This window comes from uncultured Bradyrhizobium sp., from assembly GCF_947648125.1.
GTDB lineage: Bacteria > Pseudomonadota > Alphaproteobacteria > Rhizobiales > Xanthobacteraceae > Bradyrhizobium.
Map to the genome: position 1 here is coordinate 68,540 of NZ_CANSMR010000006.1, position 22,969 is coordinate 91,508.

Genomic DNA, 22,969 nt, shown 5'->3' on the forward strand with positions numbered 1-22,969 from the left:
CGCCTCCTTGCGACGGCCTTACGTCCCCGGCCGCGACACCTCGGTCTCCTTGCTGGTGATGAATTCCAGCAGCACCGGCACGCCTTCCCTGGTCTTCTGGATGCCGCGCTTGATCGCGGGGATGATGTCTTCGGGCCTGGTCACCCGCTCGCCATAGCCGCCGAAGGCCCGCGCCATCGCGGCGTAGTCGCCGGAGATGTCGGTCGAGCGGTATTTCTCGGTCGAGATCGGCATCACCTTCAGTTCGATCGCCATCGAGAAATTGTTGAGCAGGATCGACATGATCGGAATCCGCTCGCGCACCGCGGTCTCGAAATCCATGCCCGTGAAGCCGATCGCGGCGTCGCCCCACACATTGATGCAGAGCTTGTCCGGCTTTGCCAGTTTGGCGCCCATCGCAAGACCCAGGCCGTAGCCGAGCTGCGTGGTCTTGCCCCAGCCGATATAGGACAGCGGCTCGATCGACTTCCAGAACGGCGACAGCTGGTCGCGCGGGCTGCCGGCGTCGTGGGTGATGATGGTGTTGTGGATGTCGACGGTGTGCTGCAGATCCCACAACACGCGGTAGGGATTGAGCGGCGCATCGTTATGCGTCAGCTTCGGCATCCACTTGGCGAGCCATTCCTTGTGGGAGGCGGCGATCTCCTCCGCGACCGCGCTCGCGCTACGATCCGCGGTCACGGTCTTGCCGATCTCCTCCAGCAGCGCGTCGAGCACGAGGCCGGCATCGCCGACGAGCCCGATCCTGGCCTCGACATCCTTGTTGACGTGGTTCGGATCGAGCGTCGAATGGATGATGGTCTTGCCCTTCGGCATCGCGATGCCGAACGACGTTTCGGTGAAGGAGCAGCCGATGCCGAAGATCACATCGGCTTCGCCGAGGAATTTCGGCACCGCGCGCGGCACGGCAAGGCCGCCGGAGCCGAGCGACAGCGGGTGCGTCTCTGGGAACGACGACTTGCCGCCGAGGCTCGTGGTGACGGGGATCGCGAGCCGCTCGGCGAGGCGCTTCAGCTGCGGCCAGGCTTTGGCGTAATGCACGCCCTGGCCGGCATAGATCACCGGGCGCTTGGCGCCAACGAGGAGGGCGGCGGCTTCCTTCACATGAATGGGATCGGCGCCGTAGCGGGTGCGCAGCACCGGCGTGTAGTTCAGCGGCTCCGGCACCTCCTCGTTCCACATGTCGGCGGGAATCTCGACGATCACAGGCCCGCCGCGGCCGTTCTTCAGCTTGGTGAAGGCGCGGCGGAAAATATTGCAGACTTCCGCGGCGATGTTGATCGGCTCCGAGGATTTCGAGAACGCCTTCATCGCCTGGCTGGAATTGAAGTTCGGATCGATGTTGGCAAGCCGGCGGGCATAGCCCATCGGCAGCACCAGGACGGGCACGGATTCGCCGTAGCATTGCGCGACGCCGCCCATCGCGTTCTCGGCGCCCGGTCCGTGCTGCATGCAGAACGCGCCGATCTTTTCGCCCGAGGTGACGCGGGAGATCGCGTCCGCCATGTGCACGCCGATGCGCTCCTGACGCACCATCACGGGGCGGATATCGGCACTGGCGGCGTATTCGATCAAATGGTTGACCGGGTAGCCCGTGAGGATCTCGATCCCCTCGCGCTTCATGATTTCCGCGATCGCGGTGCCGAGCTTCATGACGGTCACTCCCTTTGGATGCGGCCGGTTCGTTCCGGCCTCGTTGTCGTCCTGTCCGATAAAGGAACAGGATTCCGCCGCGAGGGTAAAGCGCCGCCGGGGCCGGATCAGGTAGTCCTGATATGCGTTTACGCCCAATCGCGGCTTGCCGCCTCGTGGGGCGAGGTCAGGATGCAGGCAGAACTAGCAGCGAGTTTCTCTGCAACCTTTAAGCGATCGTTCATCGTGTCCATCAATGGGCCGTCAACCAATGTGGCCTAGTTTTGCTGGAATATTGCTACGGCGCGGGAGAAAAAGCCGCGGGCGTCGGACAGGAGCTTTTCATGCGCGCGTTGCTTGCAAGATTTCTGCGTGATGACGTCGGCGCTACGGCGATTGAATACGCCATCATTGCCGGCGGCATCAGCATCGTGATCGTCGCCGGCGTCAGAGGCATCGGCACCACTGTGAGCGGCCAGTTCACCGCCGTCAGTTCGGCATTCAAGTAAGCGCCACCGGACACGCTTCACACTTTCTGATTCAGTCGCCTCCGCCGTCCCCATTCAGCGCGCGAAGCATCGCGATGCGTGACGACCTCAACCCGCCTTCTTCCTCGCCGCGGTGCCTTGCGCACGCGCGGCCTTCTCGGCCTTCTTCGGCTCCGGCTTGACGGCCTCCTTGGGCTCGCGCTTGCCGCTGCCCGAGATCGGCAGCAGCATCTCGCGCTGGCCCTCGATGCGCTTCTTCGGCTTCTTGCCCTTCGCCGCCTTTGCTTCAGCCTTGGCGGGAGCGGCCTGCTTCTCGTTGGCGAGGCTCTTCTTCAGCGCGTCCATTAGGTTGATGACATTGCCGCCGGTCTTCGCCGCGGGCTTGGCGATCTTGATGCCGTTGCGCTTCTGGTTGATCAGGTCGATCAGCGCCTGCTCGTAGCGATCCTCGAACTCCTCCGGATCGAACTCGGCGGACTTCTGCTCGACGATGTGCTTGGCGAGATCGAGCATATCCTTGGTGATCTTCACATCCTGGATGTCGTCGAAATATTCCTTCTCGCTGCGCACTTCATACGGGTAGCGCAACAGCGTGCCCATCAGCCCGTTGTCGAGCGGCTCGAGCGCGATGATGTGCTCGCGGTTGGTCAGCACGACGCGACCGATCGCGACCTTGTCCATACTGCGGATGGTCTCGCGGATAACCGCGAAGGCGTCGTGGCCGACCTTGCCGTCGGGAACGAGATAATAGGGGCGGATCAGATAGCGGCTGTCGATCTCGCTGCGCGGCACGAATTCGTCGATCTCGATGGTGCGGGTCGAATCCAGCGCGATGTCGTCGAGCTCTTCCTTGGTGACCTCGATATAGGTGTCGGTGTCGACCTTGTAGCCTTTCATGATGTCGTCGGTGGAGACTTCCTCGCCGGTCTCCGCGTCGACCTTGGCGTATTTGATCCGGTGGCCGGTCTTGCGGTTGATCTGGTTGAAGGAGACCTTCTCGGTATCCGACGTCGCCGGGTACAGGGCAACCGGGCAAGTCACGAGCGAAAGGCGCAAAAAGCCCTTCCAGTTGGCGCGGGGGGCCATGGGCAAAACTCCGATTACGCAACCGACGGAACGGTCAAGGATAACACCGGGATCCCCGGTTTGAAACAACGCGGCCCGGTGAATCTGGCAACGGCGTTAACCGTGGCCTCAGGCCTGCGCCCTTCGTTTGACGCGGCGGCGATGGCCGTTGGACAGCCGTCAAACGGCGGAACATCACTTCGGATCACCCGTTGGCCCTCCGCAGGGGGGCGGCAACCGCCGGAATTTCAGGCACTTAAGCAAACAGGTCGCCATGGCAACGGAACGATACGGTCAGATCATCGAAACCCCGACCGAGGCGCGCCAGGCCGAGCCCGGACCTTCGGTTCTCGCGCTGCTCACGGCCTCGATCGGGCTCGCAGTCTTGATCCTCGGAATTGTCTGGTTCGCCCTTTTCCGGGTGTGACGCTCCGACCGCGGTCTCCCGCAGGCGGGGTCTTGATTGTTAAACCGAGATGCAAGCAGAGCCGCCACCATGCGCTCGTGGGGTGTGCGGTCGATCACGCCTGCATCTCGCCACGGCCGTCGCGCATGCGTTCGCATGGCATCCTCTGGCTCGACGGTTGGTTCGACGCGCGATGAGCGTCTGCTGTGCAGATCGCAATATCACGCAACTGAAGATTCCGGCGCGCGGACTGCTGCGGTCGCTGACGCTGTCGAGCAGAATTTTCTTGAGCCAAGACTTTGTCAGCCGGGACGTGAGCCAGGAATCGTCTTCGACGGCCCGCGCCTTCACGAGATTTTGCAGCGGAGAGGAGATCTGTGACGTGCGAAGCGAATTGCTGCCGCGACACGTCATGAGATCATCGAAATTGGCTGCTAGCTGATTTGAATCAGATGCGTCTTGAGCTTGAGATGTTCTATCCGCAAGAAGAAAAAAACTCGCTGTTGGCGCGCCTCAAGGAGAAAAGCGTTTCAGGTGCGTTCGTCGGACTGACGCTGCTGGCGATGGCGGGGTGGATCTATCTTCTCAGCTCGATGTTCCTGAAATTCATGCTGTGGTGGTTCTCCTGAGGCCCCTCGCTCTCGAGAACAACCGATGTGGGCGCCTGGTTATTGTTGCGCCGTTTGATTGCACAAAAAATTCCAGCGGCTGAACATTCTTTCGGCGCGCGCAATCATGATGTCGTCACAACTCCGAATGTTAATAACATAAAATCTAACGTGGATGAATGTGATGCTTCCTCCTGTTCTCATCCTTGCCGCGGCGTTCATCGCCGGCTTCTTCTCCGGTTTCGCCGCGCGCGCGTGGCGCTCGCGCAAGCGCCGCGCGCAATATCGGATCTATGCGCCGTATGTGGCGCCGTCAGCCGCCAAATCGTCGAGGCGGGAACAGCCGGTTACCGCATTCGGCCACATGCGCCGCGCGTTCTAGCGGGCTAACTCGACAGAGGTAGCGCGACAGTGTCGTGAGTTGGGGTTGGCGGGCGGCATGCGATCGGTCATCTTGCCTTCATTGCAGCAGCCGGGCCGGGTTCGCGTGCCGGCTGGGTGCTGCCGTTGGCCTGCGCATCGTGAGGGAACTGGCACGCATGAGTGATCTCAGGGGGCATTCGCCAAGGCGGTATGTCGTCGATGTCAGTGGACGGCGCGTGCTGGTCGGCCTCACGCTTGAGGAGACTTCGGAATTCGAGGGACTGGACACCTCGCTGCCGGTGCTGGGCGGGGAAGCCCAGGGTACGGAACTGATGCCGTCAGCCGTCGAGGGACGGTGGCTCGAGCTCTATGACAAGCACGACAAGGCCTGGATCAAGTGGAAGGCCGACCTGATGGCCGGGCAAGGCGGCAATTCACCCTTTTTTAACTAAGACCGGGCGATTTTGAGCGATACTGCCTGAGTGGGCGCGAACCGGATACTCACAGATGTTTCAGCTGTTTTTGCGAACTCGCGCGCATGACCTGATCAGGTCGCGGCGTGGCGAGGAAGGTTTCAAGGCGCGCTCGGCCGAGCGCGATGCCGAGACCGATCGCGCCCGGATCGGATCGATCATGGCTGCGATCGAAGCCGCGTTGCAGGCGGCCGAAAGCGAGCAATCCGGCCTTGGCCGCCGTGTCGACGATGTTCTGGCCCGCGCGGCGGTGACGCTGGGCAACGGCACCGACGAGTATCTGGAACGCGAGGCGCTTGACAACTATCATCAAGACCTGTTTGACGCCGAGATCTCCAACGGCCAGCGTCGGCTGAAGGAATTGGCGACCGAGATTGCGCACTTCAAGTTCATGAAGGCCGCGGTATTGAGCCGATTTCCGGACTACAAACCTCCGGCCGCCAGCAACTGACGCGCCCCGCGGCCGCAACGCGAAGCCAGAAGCTGCGGCCCGCGCCTGACGGCGTATGCGGCCTGGTCGGGCGCAAGGCGAAAGGCACAGGCGAAACGTGGTGATCGCAGGCAATCTACTCGTCACGGGCTGCGCCGGCTTTATCGGCTTCCATCTGGCGGAGCATTTGCTGCGGGCAGGGCAGCCGGTCATCGGCATCGACAATCTCAACCAGTATTATGATCCGGCGCTCAAGCGTGCGCGGCTCGATCTGCTCAAGCAGCACCGTGGCTTCACCTTCCTGGAGCTCGACCTCGCCGACCGCGCCGGAATGAAAGCGCTGTTCGAGCGCCATCGCTTCGAGGTCGTGATCCATCTCGCTGCCCAGGCCGGCGTGCGCTACTCCCTGCAGAACCCGCATGCCTACATGGATTCCAATCTGGATGGCTTCCTCAACGTCCTCGAGGGCTGCCGGCATACTGCGTGCAGGCATCTGCTGTTTGCGTCGTCATCGTCGGTCTACGGCGCCAACACCAAGCTGCCGTTCTCGGTCCACGACAACGTCGATCATCCGGTCAGCCTGTACGCGGCCACCAAGAAGGCCAACGAGCTGCTCGCCCATTCCTACAGCCACCTCTATCGCATCCCGACGACAGGGCTGCGGTTCTTCACCGTATATGGGACCTGGTATCGGCCGGACATGGCGCTCTATGCGTTCGCGGATGCGATCACCAGTGGGAAGCCGATCCAGCTGTTCAACAACGGCAACATGCGGCGCGACTTCACCTATGTCGACGACGTGGTCGAGGCGATGGTGCGGCTGATCGGCCGCGCGCCCGAGGGCGACGTCAATTGGTCGGGAGCGCATCCCGATCCGGGTTCGAGCAAGGCGCCGTGGCGCGTCTACAACATCGGCAACTCCAGGCCGGAAGAACTGATGCATGTTGTGGCGCTGCTCGAGCAGGGCTTCGGCCGGCAGGCCGAAAAGCAGTTGTTGCCAATGCAACCTGGGGATGTCCTGGAGACGTCGGCCGATGTTTCCGATCTGGAGCGAGAGATCGGCTTTCGGCCGCAGACGCGGATCGAGGACGGCATTGCCAAATTTGTCGCCTGGTATCGGGCTTACCACAACGTCGATCGGACGTAGTGCGCTCCTTGCGAATTCCGGCTCGAGAAAAACCCGGCTCGGCGCGGAACGGAGTGCGGCAATGCGAGTTATCAGTAGTTTTGCGTTCGTGTCAGCCGCGATCATGTCCATCGCAATCGTTCCGGCGCACGCCATCGACGCCCAGGTCGCACGCGCCTGAATGCTTTGGTCGCGAGGGCGCGGCGAAGGATCTGCGCGACGATTGCAACAAAAGCGTCGCCAATGGCGGCAAGATGGGCAACGACACGTCTCCCAAATCGAAATAGCGCGCGAGCGCGACCCGCGTTGCGAATTAGCGATGCTTATGGCGGTTGGTCGAATCCGCTGCTGTACGCGTGGCAACCCTGCAAGTGCATGTGAGATGAGAACGCGAAGGCAGTTCGCTGCTTCTGCTGAAGCCGAAACGCGTCAGTACCACTCATTTTGAATTAGAACAGCATTGTCGCGTTCGGCCGAGGTCGAGGTGAATATCTTGCATGATCGAATATGTGGCGTTGATTCGTTCCGTCGCATTGTCAGGGCGGATCAGAACGCTCAGGTCTGCGGCCTCGATGTTTGAAACGGATCGAAACATTCTATGATCAATGCAGAAGACGCTGCGATCCATGCTGCTCGGTTCAACCTGTTATGCGCGGCAAGAAAAACCGATTGATCGAAGCAGCAGATTTAGTGTGTGCACGCTGTGTCTGGTGGAATATCTGGTTCGAGGCTGGAACACCGCGTCAAGTCCCGAGCCTTTGACGCAGCGACATTGTGATAGCCCGCAGGCGTGTCGCCGGTTTCGACGCCGATCGCTGCGATCAACGATCGTCAAATGATTTCATGCTCTTGGTCGCGCCTCATGGTTCGTTCCAGTTGCGCTCTTTGGCCGTGCGCCTCGTCGCTGCCGCTGACATCCCATCGCGACGACACATTTAAGGCCATCGTTCGAACATTTCGCGATCAGGTTGTGGAACCTGATTGAGAAAATTTAACGCGGAGCCACGTTCGTCGCAAACCTGCCCCATTAACCGCATTCCATGTGCGTGATCTAACACTGTCATCGAAACTTCAATCACATCGCTCATACCCTTAACCGCAGAGCGAGGGCGCGCCATGAAGCAGCACAAAGTTCAACATTCGCATCAGCCAATCGAAGAGGCGTTGCTCGCGACCAATCAATCGCTGCGCAACGAAGTCGTTGCGCTGATGCTTGATATCGCCGCGTTGCGTGAGATCCATGAGCGGCCAGCCGCGTCTCGTTCGTTCGGCATGTCGCGTGAGCGGAACGCTCCACGCGTCGCGTTGCGCCGGGTTCACCACAGCTAAAGTCCGTCAGCCTATCTCTCACCGAGCAGAAATTGCGGCCACATCCAAGCCAGTGGGCGAGGGCGTCGGTGCTTGCCGCTGCGGACAATTCAATTTCAAATTGAAAAGCTGATCGAGCAAGATTCCCGGCACGGTCAGATCATGCACGGCTCTTCGCACAAATCGGCACTGGCGAGGGCGAGGCAGTCAGTGTTGACGCATGGCCCTGCGCGTCACGACGTCAGAAAGGCGTTCGCGCAGGATCCAGGTCTGCAACACGAGCTCGATGGCCGTATTTCGCAGCTCGAAATTCTCGGCGACAAGGCGTTCCAGGGCATCGGTCGCCTCGCTACACGCTGATTGGTTCCCCTCGAAGACCTTGAGATGCGCCATAGTTTCGATCCTCGCAAAAAGTGTTGATCAGAGGTGGGCTCTGAAGGGCATCAGCGCTGGATAGTTCGTGGGTGATCGGGCGGTTGTGGCTCCGCCTCATGACTACCGGTAGCAAAGCGCTTAACTAACAACTTTTGGGCAGAGCAGCGAATGTTATGTGGAGCGAGGGTGGTCTTCAAGCGTGCTGAGGTTCTTGCGGGATTTAACGTATGTGTAACTATCGCTGCGAAGCCGCGCCCGCAAGCCGTCGGTTGCATGGGTTGCGGGATTAATTCGCTGGAATTTTCCGAAACTTTTGCTTGATCTGCTGCGTAGATGACATTGACGGTCATGGCGCACTCGCAATCCGTCGGAGAACCGATTGGGTGTTCTCATTTGTCGATGCAAAGGGTGCGCCAGTTGTGAGGATTAACTTCTCATACGCAAAAAGTTGTATAACTTTTTCTGTCAGGGCCTTCTGCGCGGGAATGAATGCTCACATATTTCGGTAACTAGCTTGTAGCTTCGGCATTTCTTCGCACAAAGTGTCGCTGCCGACGGCAAGTTCGAGGCTCCCGAAACGCCCCCGCGGAAATCCTCAATTTGAATTTCCTGTTGCATTTATATAGCTTATAGGCCATGCGATGTTTGCCAATCTTGGGGGCAATGAGATGACCAATGAGGCGTCATTCAACTGACGAGATAACTTCCAAGGTCAAACAGGCCGAGGAACTCATGGCGCGGGGGCAGTCACAGGCCCAGGCGTGCAAGGTGCTGGGCGTTAGCGTGATGACATTTCATCGCTGGCGTAAGCAGGAGGCTGCGCGCGGCCGTCAGGCGAATGGTACTGTCGCCGAATTCGCCGCTCACACCGAAGATCGAGATGGGATCCCGCCCGTCCCCAGTCGTATTGATGAATTGCGGCTGGAAAATGAACGGCTGCGCCGGATCGTGACGGACCTGCTACTCGAGAAAATGAAGATCGAGGAGAAGCTTGCGCTCAGGTCCAGCGGCGGGAGCGGGTTGCCTCGCCGCGGTGAAGTCCAGAGCTGACGAAGCTTACCCTTTAGTGGATACGTGGGGGCCTGGGCGCCAGCAGCAGCTGGTCGCTCAGATGCGCTTTCTCTGATCTTGCACGCAGATCTTCAAGGATCGGGCGTAGTCTGGCCTGCGCGAGGTCCAGACCTTTGACGATGTCCTGATTCGGCATTTCAGCCGGAAACCGGGCCGATCGCAGCTTGGTTTCAACCGCCTTGACCAGCACTTCGACGTCGTCGCGGTGTTGGCCCGCGACGAGCTCGGCGCCCATCAGGCGTATCAAGTGAAGGAGCGCCACTAGCGCGGCTTCGGTTTCGCCAGCCGATGAACTCATGGATACTCTCTGCCTGACATTGCCGGCAGGCCTTGCGAGCTCACGACCTGCCTGATATTACACATGTGAATTGTTAACACGAATGTTAATTCCCGATGGCCGACCTTTCGGATGCTCGATTGGTGAAGGTGCCGGTCTACCTCGGCGCCTTCTCGTCCGCTTTTGCCTCGCTCGAAGCGTTTGCCGTCGCCTCCGAGATGATCATCGTCGTGCTGTCCAGCATCATTGGTGGCGCGGCCTATCACCTGTTTTACTACCACACGATTTATAGCAACAGCTTCGAGGGCTTTCTAGGGATCGGGGTCCTCGCCGCCATCCTTCACATGTTCGTGGCGAAGTCGCAGGGCCTCTACCATGCGCAGGTGCTGGCCGGTCTCGACCGGCGCTGGAGCAGCCTGCTCGGCGGGTGGCTTCTGGTCGTCCTGCTGATGACACTGATCATCTTCCTTCTGAAGGTTGGCTCCGGCGTCTCGCGCGGGTCGGTGATGTCGTTCGGCTTGATCGGCGGTCTCGGGCTGGTGACCGGACGGACGCTGCTGCAGGTTCCGCTGCGACGCGCGATCGACCGCGGCATGCTGGCGACGCGCCGCGCGGTCGTGGTCGGGATGGCGGACGAATTGTCCCGGGTACGGCAATCGAGCCTGCTGCGCGATTTCGGCCTCAGCGAGGTGCGACGGATCCAATTGTCCGGCCTGTCCGACGACGCGGGCGATCGCGCCGCCGTCGCGTCGGCCATTCGCGCGGCACGGGAGTGCGGCGCCGACGAGATCATCCTGGCAATGCCCTGGCAGCAGGAGCCGCGCATCCAGTTCGTGTGCGATCAGCTGCGGGCGTCACCGCTGCCGGTGCGGCTGCTGCCGGATCGGACGGCGGAGCGATTCCTGACTCTGCGGATGGTGGCGTCTGGCCCGATGCCGACGCTGGAAATGCAGCGCTCGCCGCTTACCTCGGTTGAGCGTGCCGGCAAGCGGCTGTTCGACATCGTGGCATCGAGCGGCCTGCTGGTGCTGTTCGCGCCGCTTTTGATCGGAACCGCGATTGCGATCAAGCTCGACTCCAGAGGGCCGGTCCTGTTCCGGCAGCGCCGCAACGGGTTCGACGGCAGGCAATTCACCATCCTCAAATTCCGCTCCATGCACGTGCTCGAGGACGGCGATGTCATCACACAGGCTCGCGCGAACGATCCGCGACTGACCGGGATTGGCGCGACGCTGCGCCGCCGCAGCATCGACGAGCTGCCGCAACTGGTGAACGTGCTGCGCGGCGACATGTCGCTGGTCGGGCCGCGGCCGCATGCGCTGGCGCATGACGACAAATATTCGAAGCTGATCGCAAGCTATGCGCAGCGCCAGCACGTCAAGCCGGGCATCACCGGTCTCGCACAAGTGCAGGGACTGCGCGGCGCGACGCCCGCGATCGAGGATATGCAGCTGCGCGTCGAGCACGACCTCATCTACATCAAGAGCTGGAGCTTCGTGCTCGACCTGCGCATCCTGCTGCGCACGGTTGGCGCGGTGCTGCGTCACAAGGGTGTCTGACGGTTGGGTAGCTGACGGCCGTTCGCAGGACGACGGGCCTTACTCGGAGATGTTCTGGTTGGCGTCCTTGAATTCCGCCTCGATGATATGCCGGTTGGCATCGCTCGCCACGCGATAGGCCTGGCCGATCGCACCCTTCAGCTCCGGCGCGCGGGTGAGGATCAGGCGGACCTGCCGCTGCAGCAGATCGACCAGCTCAACATCGCGTGTGGTATCGACCTGCGCCAGCAGGATCAGGCGAGGCGCGATCAGGTCGCTGCGGTTGAAGCCGGTGTAGTAGGACATCTTCAGCGCCTTCGATGCGGTCGGGTTCAGCCAGTCGAACCGCCCGGTCGCCGAGGCGAGGCCGAACCAGGCGCCGCCGTCCATCGGCGAGAGCCGCAGCGCGCGCGTGAAGGCGGCTTCGGCCGCCTCGGGCGAGGTCTGCATTTCGCTCCAGCCGTCGGCGAGCCACAGCTCGCTCCTGACCACGCCGAGGCCGGCCGCGAGCGAAGGCTTGCCGCGCAATGCATCGGCGGCGAGCCACCAGGCCGACAACGCCAGCGTCGCGGCGCCGATCAGGATTGCAGCCGGCACGAAGGCCGGCGACAGCTGCCGCGCGTGCCGCCAGGTCGTGTCAGCTTTCGCGCTAGCCATGGCGCGCTGCCCGGTTGCCGGTCATCAGCAGGGTTCGCTGCGCGCCTTCCAGCTTGACGCAGGTCAGGCGGCCCGTGGCATAGGCGCCGGTGTCGACATTGATGCGGTTGCGCAGCAGCTCGGCTTCCTGCACCGGCGTGTGGCCGTGGACCACGACCTTGCCGAAATCATCTTCCGACACCAGGAAGTCGTCGCGGATCCAGAGCAGGTCCTCCTTGCGCTGTTGCTTCAGCGCGACGCCGGGCCTGACACCGGCATGCACGAAGAAATAGCGGCCGCGGGAATAGGTGATCGGCAGCGAGCGCAGGAAGGCGAGATGGGCCGGCGGCATCTGGCGGACCAACTGTTGGGCGAGCGCACGCCGTTCCGCGGCGTCGGGATTGAGCGAGGGCGTCAGTCCATAGGACATCAGCGTCTGCAGGCCGCCGAATTGCCGCCATTGCGCGAGCATGTCGGGATTGACGAGAAACTCCAGCAGGCAGGCCTCGTGATTGCCGAGCAGGCAGACCATGCTGTGGGTCCGGCGGCGTTGATCGAGCATCGCGATCACATCGCGCGAATCCGGTCCGCGATCGATGTAGTCGCCGAGGAAGACCTGGATCGGCCGCGCCGGCCGCGACTTGCGAATATCGGCATCGATACGCGCGCAGATCTCGTGCAGCAGGTCGGCGTGTCCGTGGATGTCGCCGACCGCATAGATGCAGGCCTCGTCGCCCTCGTCATGTTCGAGGTCGCCGGTCTGGCCGACCATACGCCGGAGGAGGCTGCGCATCTGTGGTCTAGCCCGCCTGCAACCGCGGACGGCTGATCCGCTGTGCCAGTCCTGTTCCGATCACGGCTCCCAACACGATCACTCCGGGCAGCGCCGGCAATTCCGGCAAGGTGAAGGCGGCGAGCAGCAGCGTCAGCAACGCGGCTGCCGCCGCCGCGGGATAGGACCAGTCACGGCCGCGATTGCGTGCACCGGCCGTGAACGCCGCGATGCCCACGATCGTAACCACGAGTGAAGTCCAGAACATGGCGGAACCGAATTGCGCGATCAAGGCGGCGGCGCTGGTTGCCACCACGGGCTTTGTGGTCGCGCCTTGCCAGTCCATGTAGGTCGATGCCAGCGTTGCGGTGGTGCCGGCACCTGCGCCGAGCGTGGGCAGGTCGGCGAGCAGATTTTGGGTCGACTGCACGAGCTCGTCCGGCGCATGGGCGAAGGCTATGGCAAGCGCCACGTCGGGATGACGGTTGGCGAGCGCCGTGACCAGCGCGATCAGGACGATCGCAGTCGCAGCAGCGGCGCTGCTCCAGCGAGGCAGATGAAGTTTTCGCGCGGCGAAGGTCATCAGGACGAGCGCGATGCCCGCAACGATCGCGATCGCGGCGCCGCGCCGCCCGTACCAGCAGGCGCTGGCGGCGCAAAACAGCGCGCTGGCGGCGAGCAGCCGGCGCGATCGGGTCGCGCGGCCGCCAATATGTCCGCCGATGTCGAGCGCGCGCGCGAGGCTGAGCGGGACGCCAATGAGAACGACGACGAGGAATCCGTTTGCCGTCCCGTCGTGCGCAGCGTCCGCCGCGCCAAGCCAAGCTTTGACCGGATCGCTGTACAACACCAGGATCAGCGCCGCGACGGTCGCCGTCGCTGCAATGCTGCGGGTCACCATGTCGGCGCGGCGGGCATCGATCGCGATCGCCGCGGCGGTGATCATGACCGAGAGCAGCGACAGCCAAAGCAGCAGCGCGCCAAGGCTTGCACCGGTATCGATCGTGATGCTGCCGCTGAGCGGTGCCCCCAGTGTTTCGCCGGCGAACTTCCACACCGGATGGGCCCAGAACGTCAGCGGAAGCATCTGCAGGATGATCCAGAGCATCGGCACCAGCGCCGCCGCAACGGCGGGCCCGGCGACCCGCTTCAGGAAAGACAATTCACCCGGACGGATCGCCGCCAGGCTTGCCAGCAGCCCGAGCGACGCTGCGGCGCCGACCAGGCCGATGGCGAGCGACGCGTCGATGAGACCCGCCGGAATCGACGCCCCGATCAAGATGCGGATGAAAGCCGTGACGTTCCACACGGGAGAGGCAAATCCTTGGGAAAATCCTTGGGAAGCAGGTCCTGCGGACGATGAGAACGCAAGGCAGCGGGATGCCCCGCGCTCGCCGCGAGGTCAATGGAAATCGGGCGCCAGATCGCGCGGCCGCGTAGCGCGCTACTGCGGACGGCGCAGGGCGACGAGTGGCGTCGAGGACCGGAGCAACGGCGCGAAGGCGCTTGCGAGATATCCGCCCTGCAGCGATACCATGGTGATGATCATGAGCAGCGCAGTCTCGGACCACGAGAGGCGCGCTACGCCGATGGCGGCCAGCAGCATGAGTTCCGCAAGCATCACCGGCACCAGCACCAGACAGTGCTGGCGCAGCCCAAGCACGGCGCCGCCGATCAAATTGCCAAGCAAAACAAATAACATAACCAAACCCTGCGCCTGCATATTATCGGGCAGGGACCTAAGCCGGGGTTAATCTGGTCGTCGCAAATTCGCCGGCCATGCAGCCCACAGGCGCCATCAAGCGGCGCGCAGGCGCGGTGCAGTGGAAGGGCCCAATTCCGCGGCAGAAACGCAAGGACAGCCGGCTCGAGCTGGCGTCCGACGGCGGAATGTTAAAGGACGGCGCGGTCAGCCGGGGCGCGCGGTCGGGCAGGGGTTTTAATTGGCGCGATAACCCTGGCTATGCTAACGAACTGTTAGCATTCGTTAGGGAGATAGCGGTGTTCACATTTGAGCGATCCGGCGGTCTTTCGGCTGCGCGCCTGGCGGTATTGGCGCGCCCGGCAGGATGCATCCTGCCGGCGCGGCGATAGGGCGAGATGCTTCAGCGCAACCAGATTTCGCCGTCTGTCGACCTGGGTAATCGTCCGGCCGAACTGCCGTCGCTGGCGGAAACCTTCGACGCCTTCGTCACCTATCTGCTGCGGCAGTACTGGGTCATCCTCGGGACGGCTGGCCTCTGCCTGTTCGGCGGCATCTGCTACCTGATGACGGCAGCGCCGAGCTATACCGCGCTCGCCACAATGATCATCGACACGCGCAAATTCCAGGCCGTCCAGCAGCAATCGCCGGTGAATGATGTCCCGGTCGATTCCTCCGCGGTCGAGAGCCAGGTCGAAATCCTGAAGTCGGAGAACGTGGCGCTCGCGGTGATCCGCGACCTCAAACTCAACGAGGATCCGGAATTCATCGGCTCCAGGGCCGGCGCGGCAGGAGTGGTGCTGGATTTCGTGTCCGGCCTGTTTACCCGCAGCGCGCCGCCCACCGAGTTCTACCGGACCCGGCGCGCGGTCCGCACCTTCGAGAAGCAGCTCGACGTCCGCCGCCGCGGCATGACCTATGTGATCGAGGTCAGCTTCCGCTCGCTCGATCCCGAGCGCGCGGCGCAGATCGCCAACGCCGTTGCCGACGCCTACATCGTCGAGCAGCTCGATTCCAAGTATCAATCGACCCGCCGCGCCAGCGTCTGGCTGCAAGACCGCATCCAGGAGCTGCGCACCCAGGCATCCAATGCCGAGCGCGCCGTGCTCGACTACAAGAAGACCAACAACATCGTCACGTCCAGCGGCAAGCTGCTCAACGAGCAGCAGCTCGGCGAGCTCAACACGCAGCTGGTCCAAGTGAAGTCGCAGGTCACCGACGCCAAGGCCAAGCTCGACCGCATCGAGGCGGTGGTGAAGGGCGGCGTCCCCGATGCGACGGTTGCCGATACCCTGAACAACCAGGTCATCACCAAGCTGCGCTCGCAATATCTCGAGCTTGCCAACCGCGAGGCCGACTGGTCGTCGCGCTACGGCTACAATCATCTGGCCGCCGTCAATCTGCGCAACCAGATGCGCGAGATCCAGTCGTCGATCATCGACGAGCTGAAGCGGCTCGCCGAGAGCTACAAGAGCGACTATGCGATCGCCCTGCAGCGCCAGACCGAGATCGAGCGCGCCGTGAACGATTCGGTGTCGCAGTCGCAGTCCACCAACCAGGCGCAGGTCACGCTGCGCGAGCTCGAGAGCTCGGCCCAGACCTACCGCTCGCTCTATGACAATTTCCTGCAGCGCTACATGGAGAATGTGCAGCAGCAGTCGTTTCCGGTCAGCGAGGCGCGGGTGATCACCCGTGCCTCGCGTCCGCTCAGCAGCAGCCACCCGCAGACCTTCGTCGTGCTCGCGCTCTCGGCGCTCGGCGGCTTGATCGCCGGGTTCGCGCTGGGCGTGTTGCGCGACCTCTATGACCGGGTGTTCCGTACCGCTGAAATGGTCGAGACCATCCTCGACGCCGATTGCGTCGCGATCGTTCCCCGCCTCTCGCCAAGCCAGCTCAAGGCGCCGGTGGCCGGTCGCCCGAACCTGCCGGTCGGCGCGCGCATGATCCAGCGCGGCGATGAGCGGGTGCTGTGGGCGGCGATCGATTCACCGTTCTCGCGGTTCTCGGAAGCGATCCGCTCGATCAAGGTCAATGCCGACCTCAGCGTCACCAAGCCGTCGAAGATCCTTGGCCTGACCTCGGCGCTGCCCAACGAGGGCAAGTCGACGCTGGCGTTCGTGTTCGCGCAATTGGTCGCCCAGAGCGGCGCGCGCGTGCTCCTGGTCGATTGCGACCTGCGCAATCCCTCACTCAGCCGCAAGATCGCCGCGAACGCCGAGCGCGGCATTCTGGACGTATTGTCGAACAATGCGACATTGCAGGACACGCTGTGGCGCGATCCCGAGACCGGCCTTTCGTTCCTGCCGGGCGCCACGCGGTCGCGCATCGCGCATTCGCACGAGGTGCTGGCCTCCGACCAGATGAAGGATTTCATTGATGCGGTCCGCAGCCACTATGATTACGTGATCGTCGACTTCCCGCCGCTGACGCCGGTGGTCGATGTCCGCATCACCGCGCACTTCGTCGATTCCTTCGTCTTCATCGTGGAATGGGGCAAGACCCAGGTGCAGGTGGTCGAGCGGGCGCTGCGCAGCGCCCGGGCGGTCAACGAGAACCTGCTCGGCGTTGTGCTCAACAAGGCCGATATCGCCGCGATGAGCCGCTATAGCGGCTATGGCGGCAAGAATTACTATTACAACTCGCACTATGGACGATATGGCTACACCGAGTGAGACGCGAGGCGGGATGCCCGGCGCGCCGCGATCTGGCTTGCGCGCGGCTTCCCGGCCGCGGTCGCGTGCGCGTCGGTCGCCTGGGGCGCGATGCAAATCGAACGACCGCCCCGATGGGCTTGCCCGCATGTCGCCCGGAGCGATGGCTAGACCATGACGATGGAATTCAGCATCGGACAGCACAACGCGCATTATGAGGGCGTCTACTCGGCGCAGGAGCGCGACTGGCGCCGCGTCTGCGCGGTCGACAAGGCCGATCATATTGCCGGCTTGCTCGGCGCTTCCGCCGCCAGTGTCGGCAATGTGCTCGAGGTCGGTTGCGGCACCGGCGCCGTGCTGGCGCGGCTGTCCGCGATCGGGATCGGCCGCGACTTCACCGGCATCGACGTCATCGATCCCGCAACCAACCTGGAGACCGACGGCGCCGCGTCAGCCCCGTTCCACTGGTCGAGCTATGACGGTGCAACGATCCCGTTCGCCGACGGATCGTTCGACCTCGTCTATGCCAGCCACGTGCTCGAGCACGTGCCCGAACCGCGCGCGTTCCTGCACGAGCTGGAGCGGGTGGCGCGGAATTTCATCTATGTCGAAGTGCCGTGCGAGCTGCATGCGCGTACCAATCGCCGGGCGCTGCAATCGACGCTCGACATCGGCCACATCAATTTCTACACGCCCGACACGTTCCGCCTGGTGCTGGAGACCGCGGGGCTCGATGTTGCCGGCTTCGGCACCTATGATCACAGCCTGCCGGTGCACGCCTTTCATTCGTCGCGCCTGAAGGGGCTTGCCAAGAGCCTTGTGCGGAAGTCGCTGCTGTCGGTCAGCCCGGCGTTCGCCACCCGGCTTGCGACCTATCATTGCGGGGCGCTCTGCCGGCGCGCCGTGGCGCCGCCGCGGGACCGCTAAGCCATGGCGCCGCGCGTGGTCGTCTTCAACAACATGATCACACCCTACACCAACCGGCTCTACAACGAGCTGGTTGGCCGCGGGCTGGATCTTGCCGTGCTGTCCTGTACCGCGCAGGAGGCCGATCGCTCCTGGGCGGGATCGTTCACACCGCGCTACACGACGCGCACGGTGCCCGGTGTCTCGATCCCGCTGACGCGGTCGCGTCACACCCATCTCAATATCGGGATCGGGCGCGCCTTGAACGCGCTCGCGCCCGACCTGCTGTTCGTCAATGGCCTTTATCCCTCGATGCTGGCTGGCGCGGCGTGGGCGCGCGCCAACGGCAAGGCGCTTGCGCTGACGATCGACGGCTGGCGCGAGACGATGCCCAACACGGCCTATCATCGCCTGGCGCGGCCATGGCTGCTGCGCCAATGCGGCGCGGTCGTGTGCTGCAGCGACAAGGGAAGGGCGTATTTCCGTGGCGAAGGTGTTGGCGACGACGATCTGTTCGTGGTGCCGCTGGTGCCGGCATGGGATCCGCCGGACACTGTCCCGGGTTTCCGCGACCGTCCATTTCACCTGCTCTGGTGCGCCCGCATCAACGACGACGCCAAGAACGCGATCTTCTTCGAGAACGTCGCCATCGCGCTCGTCCGGGTCTTGCCCGGCTTAAGGGTTCGCGTGGTCGGGTCCGGCGCTGCCGCGCAGCGCATGCTGGCGCGGCTCGGCGGCGCCGGCATCGATGTCAGGCACGACAGCTATGTGCCGTGGCAGGCGATATCGGAGGTCTATCTGCAATCACGGCTGCTGCTGCTGCCCTCGTTACTGGAACCGTGGGGTCTGGTGTGCAACGAGGCTCTGCAGTGCGGGGTTCCCTGCCTGGTGTCGCCCCATGTCGGAGCGGGCGGCGAGTTGGTGCGCGACCACGACAATGGCCATGTTTGCGCGCTCGATGAGCAGATCTGGGTCGACGCGGCGCGCGGCTTGCTCGAACATCCCGCGCGCTGGGAAGCAATGTCGCGGCGCGCCCGGCAGAGCGTGCGACGAGATGCGCTTGCGGACGCTGCGACGCGCTTCACGGCCGCGGTCGATCATCTCTTGAGGGCGCCAGTCCGGCAGGAAGCCGCGCAATGATCGACCGATGGTGGTTTCGAACCGACGTCTTTCTGCACGCCTATCTGGTGATGGTGCTCGGCTGCATCTACTTCCTGTTCAATTTCGTCGAGGGTATCTCGTTCGCGGAACGAGCCGGGGAGTCCACGCTGTTCCGCGGCGCGTGGCTGCTACTTTATATCCTGCTGATGCTGCACATTGCGGTCGATCGGAAACGCTTCGGCCTCTTGATGCTGCAATCGCATCTCTATCTGACATTCATGGCCTTCGCGGTGGTGTCGCTGGCGCTGAGCGCCGACCCCACGGGCGCGTCGATCAAGTTCGCGATGTATCTCCTGACCACGCTGTTCTCGGCATGGGTCGTGATCAGCTGCCCCGTCGATCGGCTCGTCGACACCCTGTTCCGGATCGGGATCGTGGTGCTGATCGTTCACGTCCTGCTGTTTCCGGTGATCGGCTCGCAATGGGACTACGACCCGTTGCATCGGCCGACGGTGCTCGGGACCCAGGCCTATGCCGGCGTGTTCGGCCACAAGAATCTCGCGGGCGCCTTCTTCGGTCTCATGGTGCTGATCTGTTTCGTACGCATGCTGGCGGGGCCGCGGCGGCAATTCGGCTGGTCGCTGTTGCTGATGGGATGTCATCTTTTTGCGCTCGCCGCGGCCGGCGCCGCAGGACCTCTGATCAGTATGTTGACGGCAATCGGCGTGACTTTCGGGCTGCTGCTGGTGGTGCTTGGGCGCAGGGGAGCTGCCTCGATCTACTGGCTCGGCCTCGCCCTCGTTGCGCTTGTCATGTTCACCGTGCCAAGCGACGAGTTGTATGGGCTGGTCGGCCGCAGCGGAAACCTGACCGGCCGCTCGTTCCTCTGGGCAGTCTGGCCGCACTTCTTCTGGCAACACCCCTGGCTCGGCTACGGCTTCTCGGGATTCTTCAACGAGCTGCCGAACTCGCCGGTGAACGAGCTGACCAGCATGGCGCCATGGAACACCGAGTTCGGCTCGTTCGAAAATTCCTATCTCGATGCCTTCCTCCAGTTCGGCCTGCTCGGCGGCGTACTCTATATGCTGCTGCTGGCGCGGGCGCTCTGGAACACCATCGTCTTCACCTTCGAGCGGCGCGGAATGTACTGGCTGGCGCCGTTCGCGATGCTGCTGTTCGTCGTGATCGCGTCAGCCAACGATTCCAGCCAGCTGCTGCATAATTATTTCGGCTGCGTGCTGGTGTTCTGGTGCTATTTCGGCCCGGAGGCCAGGCTGCAAACGGCGCCACGGCGGGCGTTCACCAGACTTCGTGTGAGTGAGGCGTGAGTGTGTTGACCGACAGGTTGGATCGCGTGGCGGCCCAGACCAGGGTCGCTGGAGCCGTGAGCGGAGCGCTCCGCCGGCTGCGGCGCGCCGGGGGCAATGTCGCGCTCGGCCTGATCGATCAGGCCCTGCTCAGCGGCTCAGCCTTCGCGCTGACGATCGTGCTGGCAAATGTGCTCGATATCAATTCGTTCGGCCAATTCAGCGTCGCCTGGTCGTTCTCGATTCTGATCGAGGCGGTGTTTCTGCGCGGGTTGTTCGACGACGGGCTGCCGGCGACCGCGCATCGCATCCCGAAGTCGCGGTGGCCACAGTTGCGGCTCGGTCTCTATCTGTCGTCGCTGCTGGTCTCGGCCGCGCTTGGCCTGCTGCTGGTGATTGCCGGCCTCATGATCGCTGCGGTCGGCGGCATCGCGGGTGGGCTCGTGATCGCAACCGGGCTCGCGATCCCTGCGGTTCGGCTGCAAAGCATGTTCCGCCGCATCGGCTATCTCGATGGGCGGCTGCCGCGCGCGGTGGCGTCGTCGCTGACCTATTGCGTGGCGCTCGTCGTCTCGGCTGGCCTGATGATCACGCTCAAACTGACCGGCGCTGCGGCCGCGATGGCCTGCATCGCGATCTCGGCGGCGCTCGCCGGCAGCTTGCTGCTCGCTCACACCGGCGAACTGGCCTGGCCGCAGAGCAGGATCTTCCGCGGCTCGCTGCGGCGGCTATTTCGGAACGGCCGCTGGTTCGTCGCGACCTCGCTCACCTACTGGATCGGCAGTATCGGGCTGATCCCGGTTTGCGGCTTCCTGATCGGGCTGGACGCGAGCGCGTCGCTGCGGATCCTGCTATTGGTGTTCGCACCGCTCAGCCAGTTCTGCGCGACCATGTTCTCGGTCCGGCTGCCGGAGATCGCATCCGAGCTGCGCGCCGGCCGGCGCAGCACGGTCGCCGCTGCTGCGCGCGAAAACGCCGTGCTGCTCGGCTCGATCGCGCTCGCCTATGGCGCAGTGGCCGTGCTGCTCGGACAGCGCATGCTCGCCCTCGTCATCAACGGCCAGGGTTACGAGATCGGCACCGGCAGCCTCGTTTTGATGGCCGCTGCGATGGCGCTCGACGCGGTGTGGCTCGGCCTCGCGCTGCCGCTGTTTGCGACGGGCAGGCCGCAGCGGTTCATGCTGAGCCGGGTGGCCGGACTGGTCGCGCTGTGCTGCGTTCTGCCGCTCGCGGCGGAGGCCTGGCAGGTGATGGGCGCGGTTGCGGCGATGGTGGCCTCCAGCGCGGCGTCGGTAGTCGTGGTCGTGCTGACCAATTCGCGGGAGCAGACATGACCGACAACGCACCCGGCCACGCGCTCTCAAGGCTGCATATCGGCGCCTTCAACTGTGGTATCGCCGGCTGGATCAACACCGATATCACGATGCATCTGTGGATCGCGCGGGTGCCGCTCGCGGCGAAAGCGCTGCATCTTGCCGGCCTGCTGAGCGACGCCCGCTATGCCGAGCATCGCCAGGGGAAGTTTGCCGGGCTCCGCTACATGGACCTGACCAAGCCGTTGCCGTTCGCGGATCGCAGCCTCTCGGCGGTGTTCAGCGCGCATGTATTCGAGCATCTGTTTCCCGACGAGGTCGAGCGGCTGGCGCGTGAGATCGCGCGGGTGCTGGCGCCGGGCGGGGTATGCCGCATCGTCGTCCCCAACATGGAAAGGATCGTCGCCCTCTATGATCCGGCCGCGCCGCAGGCCTTCCTCAAGGGGGTGTTCGAGATCGAGCGCCGCAGGGAGGCCGCGTTCGCGCATCACTGGGGCTTTACGCGCGCCTCCCTCGCGGCGCTGTTCCGCGAGGCGGGCTGTTCTGAAACCCACACCCGGGCCTATCGCGAGGGCATCTGTCCTGACATCGACCGGCTCGACAACCGGCCGGACGAGTCGATCTTCTTTGAGGCCATCAAGTGAGCGAGATCGGAACATCGATGCGCGGCTGCGTGAAGGATTGCGCGTGCCGTGCTAGACCGAAGCGACCGGTAGCAGGAGATTGACATTGCTGGGCGCAATTCAAGCTCGATTTTCCGGTGCAGCGCGCAAGCGGCGCGGCGAGTTCCTGGTCCGCACCGTGAACCTGCCGCTCGATGCAAAGATCCTCGATCTCGGCGGCGGCACCGGCCGGCACATTCGCGCGATCCTGCCCCGCCATGCCGACATCACGGTCTGCGACATATCGGCCGACGATTTGAAGGTCGCGCACGAGCGCTTCGGGTTCAAGACGGTCCTGCTGCAGGAGACCGAACGCCTGCCGTTCAAGGATCAGGTGTTCGACTTCTGCTTCTGCTCGTCGGTGATCGAGCACGTCACCGGGCCGAAGCAGGACGTCGTGACGATCGAGAGTGACACGGCATTCCGCAATATCGCGCGCGAGCATCAGAACCGCTTTGCCGGCGAGATCTCGCGGGTCGCGAAATCCTTTTATGTGCAGACGCCGTACCGGTACTTTCCGATCGAAAGCCATACCTGGCTGCCCGGAATCATCGTCCTGCTGCCGAGGCGGCTGCAGATCTCACTGATCGAAAGGTTCAACCGCTTCTGGTTCAAGCGGACCGCACCCGACTGGCATCTGTTCGACTGGCACGAGATGACGGAAACGTTTCCGGACGCGAAGATCTATCGCGAACGATATCTCGGCATGACCAAGTCGCTGATGGCGATCAAGGCGTGAAGCAGGCATCTGCCCGCCGT

25 protein-coding genes are annotated in these 22,969 nt (G+C 63.3%); 17 read left to right on the forward strand and 8 right to left on the reverse strand.

Annotation, left to right across the window (positions count from 1 at the left end):
* Positions 1-18 precede the first annotated feature (18 nt).
* Positions 19-1,653, reverse strand: coding sequence for a thiamine pyrophosphate-requiring protein (locus Q0030_RS13475; RefSeq protein ID WP_298367481.1), 1,635 nt, complete (start codon positions 1,651-1,653; stop codon positions 19-21).
* 323 nt (positions 1,654-1,976) lie between these two features.
* Here Q0030_RS13475 and Q0030_RS13480 point away from each other — a divergent pair, with 323 nt between their 5' ends.
* Positions 1,977-2,141 (forward strand): Flp family type IVb pilin, encoded by a 165-nt coding sequence (locus Q0030_RS13480; protein WP_092127042.1) that lies wholly within the window; start codon positions 1,977-1,979, stop codon positions 2,139-2,141.
* Between the two features lie 87 nt (positions 2,142-2,228).
* Here the strand turns inward: Q0030_RS13480 and Q0030_RS13485 are convergent, their stop codons facing one another.
* On the reverse strand, positions 2,229-3,206 hold the full coding sequence (locus Q0030_RS13485; RefSeq protein ID WP_298367483.1) for a Ku protein: 978 nt from the start codon (positions 3,204-3,206) through the stop codon (positions 2,229-2,231).
* Positions 3,207-3,459: 253 nt separating this feature from the next.
* On the opposite strand from Q0030_RS13485, the gene Q0030_RS13490 reads away from it, so the two are divergent.
* From Q0030_RS13490 to Q0030_RS13520, 7 genes are all read left to right on the forward strand, one after another.
* Positions 3,460-3,612, forward strand: coding sequence for a hypothetical protein (locus tag Q0030_RS13490; RefSeq protein WP_298367485.1), 153 nt, complete (start codon positions 3,460-3,462; stop codon positions 3,610-3,612).
* A 449-nt stretch (positions 3,613-4,061) separates the two neighbouring features.
* Positions 4,062-4,220 carry a hypothetical protein gene (locus Q0030_RS13495; protein ID WP_171948113.1) on the forward strand — a complete coding sequence of 53 codons (159 nt, stop codon included), beginning with the start codon at positions 4,062-4,064 and terminating at the stop codon, positions 4,218-4,220.
* Positions 4,221-4,383: 163 nt separating this feature from the next.
* Positions 4,384-4,581 carry a hypothetical protein gene (locus Q0030_RS13500; RefSeq protein WP_298367486.1) on the forward strand — a complete coding sequence of 66 codons (198 nt, stop codon included), beginning with the start codon at positions 4,384-4,386 and terminating at the stop codon, positions 4,579-4,581.
* Positions 4,582-4,738: 157 nt separating this feature from the next.
* The gene (locus Q0030_RS13505; RefSeq protein WP_298367489.1) at positions 4,739-5,014 is read left to right on the forward strand and encodes a hypothetical protein; all 276 of its coding nucleotides are present in this window, start codon (positions 4,739-4,741) and stop codon (positions 5,012-5,014) included.
* A gap of 55 nt (positions 5,015-5,069) precedes the next feature.
* Positions 5,070-5,486 (forward strand): hypothetical protein, encoded by a 417-nt coding sequence (locus tag Q0030_RS13510; protein WP_298367491.1) that lies wholly within the window; start codon positions 5,070-5,072, stop codon positions 5,484-5,486.
* Positions 5,487-5,541: 55 nt separating this feature from the next.
* Positions 5,542-6,612: an NAD-dependent epimerase gene (locus Q0030_RS13515; protein WP_298367494.1), complete on the forward strand. Its 1,071-nt coding sequence runs from the start codon at positions 5,542-5,544 to the stop codon at positions 6,610-6,612.
* Positions 6,613-7,707: 1,095 nt separating this feature from the next.
* Complete coding sequence (locus tag Q0030_RS13520) at positions 7,708-7,920, forward strand: hypothetical protein (RefSeq protein WP_298367496.1); 213 nt, start codon at positions 7,708-7,710, stop codon at positions 7,918-7,920.
* A gap of 186 nt (positions 7,921-8,106) precedes the next feature.
* On the opposite strand, the gene Q0030_RS13525 is transcribed toward Q0030_RS13520, so the two are convergent.
* Positions 8,107-8,292, reverse strand: coding sequence for a hypothetical protein (locus tag Q0030_RS13525; RefSeq protein WP_097670658.1), 186 nt, complete (start codon positions 8,290-8,292; stop codon positions 8,107-8,109).
* Between the two features lie 657 nt (positions 8,293-8,949).
* Here Q0030_RS13525 and Q0030_RS13530 point away from each other — a divergent pair.
* Positions 8,950-9,324 carry a helix-turn-helix domain-containing protein gene (locus tag Q0030_RS13530; RefSeq protein ID WP_298367498.1) on the forward strand — a complete coding sequence of 125 codons (375 nt, stop codon included), beginning with the start codon at positions 8,950-8,952 and terminating at the stop codon, positions 9,322-9,324.
* A 13-nt stretch (positions 9,325-9,337) separates the two neighbouring features.
* Here the strand turns inward: Q0030_RS13530 and Q0030_RS13535 are convergent, their stop codons facing one another.
* Positions 9,338-9,643 (reverse strand): hypothetical protein, encoded by a 306-nt coding sequence (locus Q0030_RS13535; protein WP_097670660.1) that lies wholly within the window; start codon positions 9,641-9,643, stop codon positions 9,338-9,340.
* 95 nt (positions 9,644-9,738) lie between these two features.
* Here Q0030_RS13535 and Q0030_RS13540 point away from each other — a divergent pair, with 95 nt between their 5' ends.
* Complete coding sequence (locus Q0030_RS13540) at positions 9,739-11,181, forward strand: undecaprenyl-phosphate glucose phosphotransferase (RefSeq protein ID WP_298367499.1); 1,443 nt, start codon at positions 9,739-9,741, stop codon at positions 11,179-11,181.
* Between the two features lie 39 nt (positions 11,182-11,220).
* On the opposite strand, the gene Q0030_RS13545 is transcribed toward Q0030_RS13540, so the two are convergent.
* From Q0030_RS13545 to Q0030_RS13560, 4 genes are all read right to left on the reverse strand, one after another.
* The gene (locus Q0030_RS13545) at positions 11,221-11,817 is read right to left on the reverse strand and encodes a hypothetical protein (RefSeq protein WP_298367501.1); all 597 of its coding nucleotides are present in this window, start codon (positions 11,815-11,817) and stop codon (positions 11,221-11,223) included.
* A complete protein-coding gene (locus tag Q0030_RS13550; RefSeq protein WP_298367502.1) occupies positions 11,810-12,589 on the reverse strand; it encodes a metallophosphoesterase family protein in 780 nt (259 codons plus the stop codon). Before Q0030_RS13550 ends, Q0030_RS13545 begins: the two co-directional genes overlap by 8 nt.
* Before the next feature lie 7 nt (positions 12,590-12,596).
* Positions 12,597-13,877 (reverse strand): hypothetical protein, encoded by a 1,281-nt coding sequence (locus Q0030_RS13555; RefSeq protein WP_298367504.1) that lies wholly within the window; start codon positions 13,875-13,877, stop codon positions 12,597-12,599.
* Between the two features lie 135 nt (positions 13,878-14,012).
* Complete coding sequence (locus Q0030_RS13560) at positions 14,013-14,291, reverse strand: hypothetical protein (protein WP_298367505.1); 279 nt, start codon at positions 14,289-14,291, stop codon at positions 14,013-14,015.
* Positions 14,292-14,668: 377 nt separating this feature from the next.
* Between Q0030_RS13560 and Q0030_RS13565 the strand changes: the two genes are divergently transcribed.
* The 7 genes from Q0030_RS13565 to Q0030_RS13595 all read left to right on the forward strand — a co-directional run bounded on the left by Q0030_RS13565 (position 14,669) and on the right by Q0030_RS13595 (position 22,949).
* On the forward strand, positions 14,669-16,942 hold the full coding sequence (locus tag Q0030_RS13565) for a polysaccharide biosynthesis tyrosine autokinase (protein WP_298367506.1): 2,274 nt from the start codon (positions 14,669-14,671) through the stop codon (positions 16,940-16,942).
* A gap of 153 nt (positions 16,943-17,095) precedes the next feature.
* Positions 17,096-17,848, forward strand: a complete 753-nt coding sequence (locus Q0030_RS13570; RefSeq protein ID WP_298367507.1) for a class I SAM-dependent methyltransferase — start codon at positions 17,096-17,098, stop codon at positions 17,846-17,848.
* Between the two features lie 3 nt (positions 17,849-17,851).
* Entirely contained in the window at positions 17,852-18,967 is a 1,116-nt protein-coding gene (locus Q0030_RS13575) for a glycosyltransferase family 4 protein (RefSeq protein WP_298367509.1), read from the forward strand.
* On the forward strand, positions 18,964-20,256 hold the full coding sequence (locus tag Q0030_RS13580) for an O-antigen ligase family protein (RefSeq protein ID WP_298367512.1): 1,293 nt from the start codon (positions 18,964-18,966) through the stop codon (positions 20,254-20,256). The genes Q0030_RS13575 and Q0030_RS13580 overlap by 4 nt, the downstream gene beginning before the upstream one ends.
* 2 nt (positions 20,257-20,258) lie before the next feature.
* Positions 20,259-21,569 carry a polysaccharide transporter gene (locus Q0030_RS13585; RefSeq protein ID WP_298368029.1) on the forward strand — a complete coding sequence of 437 codons (1,311 nt, stop codon included), beginning with the start codon at positions 20,259-20,261 and terminating at the stop codon, positions 21,567-21,569.
* Complete coding sequence (locus Q0030_RS13590; RefSeq protein WP_298367514.1) at positions 21,566-22,192, forward strand: methyltransferase domain-containing protein; 627 nt, start codon at positions 21,566-21,568, stop codon at positions 22,190-22,192. The genes Q0030_RS13585 and Q0030_RS13590 overlap by 4 nt, the downstream gene beginning before the upstream one ends.
* A gap of 85 nt (positions 22,193-22,277) precedes the next feature.
* Positions 22,278-22,949, forward strand: a complete 672-nt coding sequence (locus Q0030_RS13595; RefSeq protein WP_298367516.1) for a class I SAM-dependent methyltransferase — start codon at positions 22,278-22,280, stop codon at positions 22,947-22,949.
* Positions 22,950-22,969: the final 20 nt, after the last annotated feature.